Source organism: Terasakiella pusilla DSM 6293 (assembly GCF_000688235.1).
Lineage (GTDB): Bacteria > Pseudomonadota > Alphaproteobacteria > Rhodospirillales > Terasakiellaceae > Terasakiella > Terasakiella pusilla.
In genome coordinates, this window is sequence record NZ_JHYO01000010.1 from 129,983 (window position 1) to 139,276 (window position 9,294).

12 protein-coding genes are annotated in these 9,294 nt (G+C 50.5%); 4 read left to right on the forward strand and 8 right to left on the reverse strand.

What is annotated here, in order from left to right; genetic code table 11:
- Positions 1-17 precede the first annotated feature (17 nt).
- From Q397_RS0108735 to flgB, 8 genes are all read right to left on the reverse strand, one after another.
- Positions 18-1,100 (reverse strand): lipase family protein, encoded by a 1,083-nt coding sequence (locus tag Q397_RS0108735; RefSeq protein ID WP_028879098.1) that lies wholly within the window; start codon positions 1,098-1,100, stop codon positions 18-20.
- Positions 1,101-1,181: 81 nt separating this feature from the next.
- Positions 1,182-3,671: a hybrid sensor histidine kinase/response regulator gene (locus Q397_RS0108740; RefSeq protein WP_051609851.1), complete on the reverse strand. Its 2,490-nt coding sequence runs from the start codon at positions 3,669-3,671 to the stop codon at positions 1,182-1,184.
- Positions 3,671-4,741 (reverse strand): flagellar biosynthesis protein FlhB, encoded by a 1,071-nt coding sequence (gene flhB, locus Q397_RS0108745; RefSeq protein WP_028879100.1) that lies wholly within the window; start codon positions 4,739-4,741, stop codon positions 3,671-3,673. Before flhB ends, Q397_RS0108740 begins: the two co-directional genes overlap by 1 nt.
- 9 nt (positions 4,742-4,750) lie before the next feature.
- Positions 4,751-5,512: a flagellar biosynthetic protein FliR gene (locus tag Q397_RS0108750; RefSeq protein ID WP_028879101.1), complete on the reverse strand. Its 762-nt coding sequence runs from the start codon at positions 5,510-5,512 to the stop codon at positions 4,751-4,753.
- A 10-nt stretch (positions 5,513-5,522) separates the two neighbouring features.
- Positions 5,523-5,789, reverse strand: coding sequence for a flagellar biosynthesis protein FliQ (fliQ, locus tag Q397_RS0108755; protein WP_028879102.1), 267 nt, complete (start codon positions 5,787-5,789; stop codon positions 5,523-5,525).
- 14 nt (positions 5,790-5,803) lie between these two features.
- Positions 5,804-6,121 (reverse strand): flagellar hook-basal body complex protein FliE, encoded by a 318-nt coding sequence (gene fliE, locus Q397_RS0108760; protein WP_051609852.1) that lies wholly within the window; start codon positions 6,119-6,121, stop codon positions 5,804-5,806.
- 19 nt (positions 6,122-6,140) lie between these two features.
- Positions 6,141-6,554: a flagellar basal body rod protein FlgC gene (flgC, locus tag Q397_RS0108765; protein WP_028879104.1), complete on the reverse strand. Its 414-nt coding sequence runs from the start codon at positions 6,552-6,554 to the stop codon at positions 6,141-6,143.
- A 25-nt stretch (positions 6,555-6,579) separates the two neighbouring features.
- A complete protein-coding gene (gene flgB, locus Q397_RS0108770; protein WP_028879105.1) occupies positions 6,580-6,981 on the reverse strand; it encodes a flagellar basal body rod protein FlgB in 402 nt (133 codons plus the stop codon).
- A 223-nt stretch (positions 6,982-7,204) separates the two neighbouring features.
- Here flgB and Q397_RS21715 point away from each other — a divergent pair, with 223 nt between their 5' ends.
- The 4 genes from Q397_RS21715 to fliP are packed head-to-tail and all read left to right on the forward strand — an operon-like array spanning position 7,205 to position 9,059.
- Positions 7,205-7,579, forward strand: a complete 375-nt coding sequence (locus Q397_RS21715; RefSeq protein ID WP_240475046.1) for an EscU/YscU/HrcU family type III secretion system export apparatus switch protein — start codon at positions 7,205-7,207, stop codon at positions 7,577-7,579.
- A complete protein-coding gene (locus tag Q397_RS0108780; RefSeq protein WP_028879106.1) occupies positions 7,576-7,914 on the forward strand; it encodes a hypothetical protein in 339 nt (112 codons plus the stop codon). Before Q397_RS21715 ends, Q397_RS0108780 begins: the two co-directional genes overlap by 4 nt.
- 9 nt (positions 7,915-7,923) lie before the next feature.
- On the forward strand, positions 7,924-8,271 hold the full coding sequence (locus tag Q397_RS21720; RefSeq protein ID WP_051609854.1) for a FliO/MopB family protein: 348 nt from the start codon (positions 7,924-7,926) through the stop codon (positions 8,269-8,271).
- Positions 8,268-9,059: a flagellar type III secretion system pore protein FliP gene (fliP, locus tag Q397_RS0108790; protein WP_028879107.1), complete on the forward strand. Its 792-nt coding sequence runs from the start codon at positions 8,268-8,270 to the stop codon at positions 9,057-9,059. The genes Q397_RS21720 and fliP overlap by 4 nt, the downstream gene beginning before the upstream one ends.
- Positions 9,060-9,294 lie beyond the last annotated feature (235 nt).

A 9,294-nucleotide genomic window follows, 5' to 3' on the forward strand; every position in this document is an offset into this window, starting at 1 on the left:
CAGGAGCTAAAATTCTATCAGCTTAATTCTCCCTTAACTTCCATGCGGGCGTACGCCCAACAGGCTAATTTATTGATATATTGATCAATCTTGTGATCGTAAAACATAGCCGTCGGACCACGACGCAACAGGCGGCGCAAGGACCAGCACCACCGCTGAAGCTGTGGCGGATTTGCGTACAATGACAACCCTTTGTAAGATGGCCGACCGTCCTCACGGGGGAGTTCAACTGCCCCACTGAAATACCGCAAGTCGCCAAAATGACGGTATTCCCGATAAGAGTTCAGCAAACGGATGACGCGACCTGCAATCGGCACAAACCTGAAAAGACCAAACATCCGCGCAACCACATCCAGCGCCATTCCCGGTAACAGGTGCGGCACAATATCATTGGCATTGATAAAACGATAAATCGGCACTTTGATGGATTGTCCGAATTCCATATTGCCCACACGCGGCGCCCCGAAGGTATAACAAGCGGCGATCCGGTCACTTGCCAGCACATAGGTGGCCACAATCGCAATCGCCCCGCCAAGACTATGTCCCGTAATATATAAGGGCAAGTCTTTCAAGGCTGATTGAGATAAGGTCGCCTCGATGTCAGGTCTCACTGCCTCAAAGGCCTGCCAAAATCCGGGATGGACCTTGACCAATGGCCAAGTTTGTTCGTCTGCACTCACATTCCATTGATCAATCGGGATAACCCGATTATGCCCCGGACCACCCAATCGACCCAACACCATCGCCTTTGCATTCAGATCGGTTTTGAGATCCTCAATCTTTCGGCCTTCTGTCCCGCGAAAGGAGAGCACAATAAAAGGCTCGCGTCCTTCTTGGTCGATCTTTGCAAGGAAAGCCTGCGTGTCCGTCCCCCAAGGCACATGAATGGAAAACGTCTTGATCAGTTGAAAATGCAATTGGGCCAACTGAGTCTGCAAGTCGCATAAATCCCTCTCTTTCAAATCACGACTTGGATTTTCAAATGGAATGTAAGCGAGTTTTGACAGCAGTGCCATCAACCAGCCGGTCCGATCAGAATAGGCCGCCCGTTTGATCGGCGGTGTCAACAACTGTGGAAATGGTAAAATAGATGTGTTCATAAAGCCCCCTCAATAAGAACATTTCATGAACACGTAGATAGTCTACCCTTGCGCCACGTCAACCCAGCCCATCATAAAGACTTACACATCCCCTAAAACGTCCTTCACTTTAAAGGCTAGGTCTTTAAGCTTAAATGGCTTGGGCAGGAAATGGATTGTCGGATCATTTTCAATCCCTTCCGGGATCACGTCTTCGGCATAACCTGACATAAAGATCACCTTGATATCCGGCAGACGGGCGCGCACCAGTTCCACCATATCCGGCCCCTTCATGCCCGGCATCACCACATCGGTGATGATCAGGTTGATCTTATCCCCCTGTTTTTGAACGATTTCCCACGCCATATCCCCACTTGAAGCTTCAAGAACATTGTAGCCCTTGGCACTCAGGGCACGCGCGCCAAACAGACGGACCGGGTCTTCATCTTCCACCAGCAAGATTGTGGCCGTTCCGGTCAAATCCGCATGGTCAAACAGGTCAGGTTGCTTTTTCTCAATCTTCTTGGGCACCGCATCATCCTCGACAGCCGGGAAATAGATGCTAAAGGTCGTGCCTTTATTGATGACACTATCCACAAAAATATAGCCGTCTGTCTGACGTACGATGCCATAGACCGTGGACAAGCCCAATCCAGTCCCCTTATCCACATCCTTGGTGGTAAAGAACGGCTCGAAGATTTTGGTCAGGTTTTCCGGCGGGATGCCACAGCCGGTATCGGAGACTTCAACCGACACATAACGTCCAGGCGGCATGGTATCATGGGCTTGCTCGATCGGTTCCAGCACATCGGCATTTGCGGTGCGGATGATGACTTCACCTTCGCCGTTCATGGCATGACCTGCGTTCACCGCAAGGTTCACGACGACCTGTTCCAACTGTCCCGTATCCACGCGGATTTGTTTGAGATCGCGTCCATGTTCAATCCGCAACTGGACGGTTTCCCCCAAAGAGCGATTGAGCATGGACGACAGATCGGAAATCACTTCGGAGATATCGACGATTTTCGGGCGTAACGTCTGTTTACGCGAGAATGCCAAAAGCTGGCGCACAAGATCGGTTGCGCGGTTACCGCTTTGATAAATCTGTTGCAGTTCCTGATGGTCGGGATCGCCCTTGGGGTGACGTTCCAACAAAATTTCGCAGAACCCCGTCAACGCCGTCAACACGTTGTTAAAATCATGCGCGACCCCCCCCGCAAGCTGACCGATGGCTTGCATCTTCTGAGCTTGGGTGAATTGCAATTCCAGATCGCGCTGTTCTGTTGCATCGATAAAGTGCAGCACAAGGCCACTGATCTGACCTGTCTCATCTTCCATATGTCCGGCGAAAACCGATACCGTCAGCACCCGCCCGCGTGAGGTTGCCATCTGCACGTCAAAACGCACCGCCGCAATCGCCCCCATCGCAACTTTACCCAACTGACGTGATGCATCTTCGTGATTTTCCGCCTTGATCTGATCGAACAAGGCACGCCCAACAATCGCTTCCTGATGGCGACCCAGCATTTTAAGGAAGGCGCGGTTACAGTCATTCACCTTCAAATCCAGATCGAGCACCGCAATGCCGATCGGTGCTTCCTTAAACAACCAGCGCACCCGCGGATCATAGCCCAACGTCGCTTTATGCGGAGCCGTCTGCACGCGTCGCGGCGTTATCTCGCCTTGTTCAATCCCATCGCGCAAGACAATGCAGCGGTTATGAACAAACCGACCATGTATGTCATATAATTCTGTTTGTCGTACAAACACGTCAAAAGACTTGCCATCCGCCCCACGCAGGCTCATCACCCCTTCCGCCCCGTCGTTCATTTCAAGGACAAAGTCAGACAAGCCCATGCCCGTTGCCCGCGCCATTTCCGGGGAGACACCCAGCCAGTCCCCAAGGGTCTGGTTCACAAAACGAAAGCGCCCATTCTGATCGGAGCTGAAAAAACCGACCGGCAGGTTGTCGACAAAATCAAAGGTCTGGCGAAACTCTTTGCGCTGCGCCTGTTCCATTTCCCGCCGGGCGCTGATATCGCGCACCAACCACAAACTGAAACCACGGGGTTTTCGTAAAGGTACAACCGATAAACGCCGCCATTCACGCGTACCATCGCTCAGTTTAATCGCAACTTCCGCATGATCGCCCACCCCGACGGCTGCATTGGCACGCAGGCGTTTGAATTCCGCGACCGCATCCGGTCCATCCAAAAGATCGAGGATACCGCTGATCTCGGCCTTTCCCGGTGCATGGGGCATCAGGCGTTGAAAGCCGGGATTGGCATAAACAGTGGTCCCGTCGCGGGCCAAAATCAAACGTGCTTCCGGCAAGACATCAATGGCTTGTCGCAACAAATCACCAAATGCCCCGGCATTGCCCGATGATCCGATTGTCCAGCCCAACAACATCAGCCCGACCATGCCCATCCCTAAAAAGCCATAGCTCCAAAGATCATGAAAGCCGATCAGAAAATGGTTTGCCGCCGCCAACAACAAGGACAACCACGTCACCAGTCCCCACAGGATGGGTTGGCGGGCGTGTCTTTTAATTTGTTTTGCAAGGCGGATCAACTGAGGGCGAAGCGACATTAATTCAGGTGCCCCTTCAGACGCATCACATAGCCGATCACTTCCGCCACAGCGGCATAATGTTCTGACGGAATTTCCTGATCGATCTCGACGGAGGCATAGAGGGCACGGGCCAAAGGTGGGTTTTCGAAAATCGGGACATCATTTTCATCTGCCAGCTCACGGATACGAAGGGCAAGATTGTCCATCCCCTTAGCAACCAATTTCGGCGCACTCATCATATCCTGCTTATAGGATAAGGCACAGGCATAGTGCGTCGGGTTGGTAACAATCACATCCGCACTGGGGACCGCCGCCATCATGCGTTGGCGCGCGCGTTCCATCCGCAACTGACGAATTTTGGCTTTGACCAGCGGGTCCCCTTCAGCTTGCTTATGTTCGTCTTTGACTTCTTGCTTGGTCATGCGCATTTGCTTTGTGAAACTGTACTTCTGATAGGAATAGTCCAACGCTGCGATCAATGTCATCAGGGCGGTCACCCCGACCAGCATGATGACCGCAATGTCATACATCAATTCCATGATATGGAAAACGTCATAAGCCGGCAGGACTTCCATGTCATAGAAAACAGGGATGATCACACCAAAAGCGACGGCGCCGACCAAGGTCATCTTAAAAACTGTCTTCACCAATTCCATGACCGACTTGGTGGAGATAACCTTTTTTATCCCCTTCTTAAAGGAAATATTTTCCAGTTTCGGCTGAATTTTTTTAGGGGCCCAAATCAACCCTGTCTGGATCACACCCGCAAATACAGCCGTCACCATAAACACAAACAACAAAGGCAAGACCCGCAAGCCCATATCTGCCAGCAGTCGCGAAAACAAAACCTCTAAATTATGGGGATCAACCGAGATTTGATACCCCTCCGAAATAAAAAATGTAATCGGCGCCAACAGGCTTTCGGCAAAGATCGGCCCAAGAAACACGACAAAAACCGCCGCAGAGAAAAAGCTCGCCCAGCTTTTAATTTCCTGCGATTGCGAAACCTGGCCTTCTTCTTTTGCTTTCTGAAGTTTTTTGTCGGTCGGTTCTTCTGTTTTTGACGCGTCGTCGTCGCCTTCAGCCATACTCGCCCCTTACGGTTCCATAAAGCGGATGAGATTTTGTTGATAATATTCCAAGAATACCATGACAATACCGGATATGGTAAACATAAGCATCAACAAGGTAATCATAATCTGCGCAGGCATGGCGACAAAGTAGATCTGAAATTGCGGGTTCAATCGACTGATCAAGCCCATTGCCAACTGAAAGCCAAACGACAATAAAAAAAACGGTGCCGCCAGCTGCACGCCGATCTTAAACGATCCGGCAACCGTCTGGGTAAAAAATTCGGCAAAGTCGCCAATCGGCGGCATTTGCCCAGGGGTAAACAGCGTGTAACTATCCACAACCGCCCCCAACATCAAATGATGCAGATCCGTCACAAAGATCGTCACCAACGCCAAATTCACAAAAAACGTCGAAATGATCGACCCCTGAGATTGCGATACCGCATCAAAAGAAAAGGCGTTGGACAAAGCCGCGACGAAAGCAACAATCGTGCCCAGCGTGGTCATGGCGCTGAGCATCACCGCCATCAACATGCCAAAGAAAAAACCGATCAGGATTTCGCCGCCGATCAACATCAGCAATTCTAGCGGATGGATAGGGAAAGGGGGGAAATTGTCAGAAACCACCGGCACCATAATGAACGACAGCATCAAGGCAAACAGCAGGCGGATACGCGTAGACACAAAAGTTGCGCTAAACCCCGGCATGACAAAAAGCGCACCACTCATGCGCGCCATGATCAAACCAAAATGGAAAATGTTAAAAGCCAGAACGTCGCTGAGCATCGGCGCGTCCCTAATTTATGGCGATTATTTTGTCGAAAATAGACTCACCGAAGTCCACCATATGATGGATCATAAACGGCATCATCACGACCAGTGCCACAAAAATCACGATGATTTTCGGCACAAACACTAACGTCATTTCCTGAATGGAGGTCAAGGCCTGAAAGAGCGCGATAAGCAAACCGATCAGCAACCCGGCCATCAAGACAGGTCCACCAATCACGAGGATGACCCAGAAAGCCTCGCGTCCAATTTCAATTACGCCAACATCATTCATTATACGATACCGCCTTAAATCGGCATCTTGATAATTTCTTGATAAGCCTGAATGACTTTATCACGGACCGTCGTGACCGCTTGCAAGGTCACTTCCGCTTCCGCAACGGCTGTAATCACCTCGTTCACATCCGCAGACCCTGCGGCTGCCGCCAAAGTCATACGCTCACTTTTATAGCCGATATCCGCTGCTTCCTGCACCGCTGCTTTCAGCAAATCGGAAAATTCCTGCTCTTGTGGTGCCTGCGTACCGCTTAAAGTCGGCAGCTTGGTCATCTCCGCGGCCGATTTTGCGTAAGCCGCAGCCGCTGATGCCATCATATTGTCAGCCATTCTTTAATCCCCTACCACTTTAACGCAAAATGCCGATGGTCTGTTCCAGCATTTTTTTGCTGGCTTTAATCGTGTTTACATTGGCTTCGTAAGAACGTTGCGCCTCTTTCATATCCGTCATCTCGATCAACGAGTTGACGTTGGGGCGCAATACATAGCCATTTTCATCTGCTGCCGGATGCGCGGGATCAAACACCCGCCTAAAATTCTTCGTACTATCTTCCTTGACCTTATGAACTTTCACAAGGTTGTAGTCCATCTCGCGATCCAGTTCATTTTTAAACAGGATTTTTTTGCGACGATAAGGCATTTCCCCCGGTTTGGTCGGCAATGAGTCCGCGTTGGCGACGTTTTCAGAAATCACCCGTAACCGCGCGCCCTGCACTTTCATGCCCGCCGTCGAAATTCGCATACTTTTGAAGAGATCGTCCATCTTGTTACCTCAACCTTCCTAACTTCTAGCGCTTACCCAGCGCGATTCGGAACAAAGACATGTTCTTTTTATAAAGCTCTGTCGTCAGTTGATGGTCCACTTGAGACTCAGTCATCTTGGTCATCTGTTCTTCCAGCACCACCTGGTTGCCGTCGATGGTCGATTCATAAGGCTTGGGGTTCGTCCCCGCATATTCACGCATACGCGCAGGCTGCGTCCCGATATGTTTCGGGTCGGTGCCAACCGGCTTCACATGCATGGCTTGAGCGCGCATCAACTCTCTGAAGTTGAACGGCTTTAAGTCACGGGCCTGATATTTTGGCGTGTCCGCGTTCGCGATATTTTCCGCCAACACTTCCTGCCTGTTGCTAATGTAATCCATTCGCTTTTTCAACGTTGCGAACAGAGACATTTTACCTAAGTCCATTTTGAACTCCTAAACTGACTTATGCCCTCGACCTCCCAAGAACAAAAATTCAGTACACAGTAATACTTCGCCCAATGATACGTATGTACTATGTAATCATTATCTTAACAAATGGTAAAGGTTTGTGTAAGTGTTTTATATGGTTCAACGGGATTAATAAACTTTAAAGAGCTGGTTTTCTATACTGTCAGATAAAGATGAGCCAGCCAGACGGAATGATGCTTTGAGCAACGACATACCCAAGATGCGCAAACCCAACGACCCCGATCAAATCGCGGTCGCCCTGTCTTATGCAGGGATAGAAGACACAGCACCGGAGATTCTGGCCTCCGGTCGTGGCGCCATTGCGGAACAGATTTTACAAATCGCCTTTGAACAGGGCGTGCGGGTGCGAGAAGATGCAGACCTTGCCCAAGTCCTCGGCCTACTGGATGTGGGCGAAGAAATTCCCGTCGAGGCTTTTGCCGCCGTTGCCGAGATATTGGCCTATGTCTACCGTGCCAATGGCGAAGACATGCCCGGCGTGGATGTTCCACTCAAACCCAAAGAGCCCGCATTTTCCGATAAGAATACCGACGAGGAGGAAGACACCCCATGACATCATCTCCTGTCCAAGATGAGATCCGCGAGGAAATTGCCAAGCTTGCCGATTTCGTAGAAACCGCCCAGCGCTTAATCCACCAAAGCACCCTGGTTGACATCACGCCGCTGCATGCCCGGCTGGAGCAAGTCTGTCAAAAGATCAAACAGGCCCCCAGACCACAGGCCCGCGATGTCCTTGGTGACTTGGAAAATCTGTTTAAATCCATAGAACGACTGGAAAAAGATCTCGATTTGCAGCATGATGCGCTCAGCGAGCATTTTTACTCGACCCAAACACAGGCAAACCCGCTTTTTGCACAAGAAGTGCGCGACGACGAACAGGAAGACTAGGACCCCAGAATGGAAATTGCAGATTATCTCAGGTTTGTTTTTGCGCTCGCATTTGTGATCGCCATGATCGGTATTCTGGCTTTTATGGCAAAACGTTATGGTCTTGGCTATCGCAACGGCCCACGCAGCACAAAACGCCGATTAAGCATTTCCGAGATTATGCCCATCGACAATAAGCGTCGCCTTGTGCTGGTCAAACGCGATGACAAAGAACATCTGATTGTCATCGGCGGCACGACAGATCTGGTTGTGGAGCAAAATATCATCCCGCCAGAAGCAAGCTTTTCCTCTCACCTTTTGGAAAATGCACGGGAACAAGACGACAGCAAAGAACCGACAGAGGCTGCCCAAGTATGACCACTAAGCAAATCCTCAAGCTCTCTCTTTCCGGCGGATTTATCTCCGGGCTAGCGTTTCTGATCCTTGCGCTGTGTAACTCCGACGTTCTCGCTCAAAGTTTTACGCTGGACTTTGGCGATCCGAACGTAGGTGGGCCAGAAAGCACGACTTCGCGCATCATCCAGTTGATCGCCCTGACGACCGTGCTATCTCTCGCACCCTCCATCCTCATCATGGTGACATCCTTTACGCGCTTGATCATCGTCTTCAGCTTCCTGAGGACCGCCCTTGGGACACAACAAGCCCCACCCAACCAGGTCCTGGTGTCCCTGGCGTTGTTTCTAACCTTCTTCATCATGATGCCCACGTTTGAACAAGCCTATGATCAAGGCCTCAAACCCTATATGGATGGTGATTTGGAAGAAATCGCCGCTTTTGAGCGCACGGTACAGCCCTTTCAGCGTTTTATGATGCAGCATGTCCGCGATAAAGACCTCGACCTTTTTCTCGGCATCGCGCAGGAAGAGCCTCACGTCAATCCGGATAATGTGCCGCTTAAAGCCCTGATCCCCGCCTTTATCATCAGCGAGCTGCGTAAGGCCTTCGAGATCGGCTTCCTGCTGTTCATCCCGTTTCTGGTCATCGATATGATCGTGGCTTCTGTCCTGATGTCCATGGGGATGATGATGTTGCCGCCGGTCATCATTGCCCTGCCCTTCAAGATCATCTTCTTCGTACTGGTTGATGGCTGGTATATGCTCGTCGGTTCCATGGTCAAAAGCTTTGGGCAAGGGATCATAGATTAGCGAGACGTCATTACACACCCATAAAAAAGGCATGTTCATTTCTAAACGAACATGCCTCAGATTGCTGACAAAGGTCTCGCCTTGGCGAGGCCTTTGTGATTCAATGAGGAATGCTTAAAAAACGCGGTCCTCAACAAACGGAACTTGAGATGGTCAGTCTGGATAGTCTGGTTCCGTCCAACCATCTTTTGCGCAAAATTGATGCGCATATTGATTTCAGTTTCATTCACGACAA

Bases quoted from the DNA above. Each gene is read 5' to 3' on its own strand.
- Q397_RS0108735 (WP_028879098.1), bottom strand. From the start codon at position 1,100: ATGAACACATCTATTTTACCATTTCCACAGTTGTTGACACCGCCGATC.
- Q397_RS0108740 (WP_051609851.1), bottom strand. From the start codon at position 3,671: ATGTCGCTTCGCCCTCAGTTGATCCGCCTTGCAAAACAAATTAAAAGA.
- flhB (WP_028879100.1), bottom strand. From the start codon at position 4,741: ATGGCTGAAGGCGACGACGACGCGTCAAAAACAGAAGAACCGACCGAC.
- Q397_RS0108750 (WP_028879101.1), bottom strand. From the start codon at position 5,512: ATGCTCAGCGACGTTCTGGCTTTTAACATTTTCCATTTTGGTTTGATC.
- fliQ (WP_028879102.1), bottom strand. From the start codon at position 5,789: ATGAATGATGTTGGCGTAATTGAAATTGGACGCGAGGCTTTCTGGGTC.
- fliE (WP_051609852.1), bottom strand. From the start codon at position 6,121: ATGGCTGACAATATGATGGCATCAGCGGCTGCGGCTTACGCAAAATCG.
- flgC (WP_028879104.1), bottom strand. From the start codon at position 6,554: ATGGACGATCTCTTCAAAAGTATGCGAATTTCGACGGCGGGCATGAAA.
- flgB (WP_028879105.1), bottom strand. From the start codon at position 6,981: ATGGACTTAGGTAAAATGTCTCTGTTCGCAACGTTGAAAAAGCGAATG.
- Q397_RS0108780 (WP_028879106.1), top strand. From the start codon at position 7,576: ATGACATCATCTCCTGTCCAAGATGAGATCCGCGAGGAAATTGCCAAG.
- Q397_RS21720 (WP_051609854.1), top strand. From the start codon at position 7,924: ATGGAAATTGCAGATTATCTCAGGTTTGTTTTTGCGCTCGCATTTGTG.
- fliP (WP_028879107.1), top strand. From the start codon at position 8,268: ATGACCACTAAGCAAATCCTCAAGCTCTCTCTTTCCGGCGGATTTATC.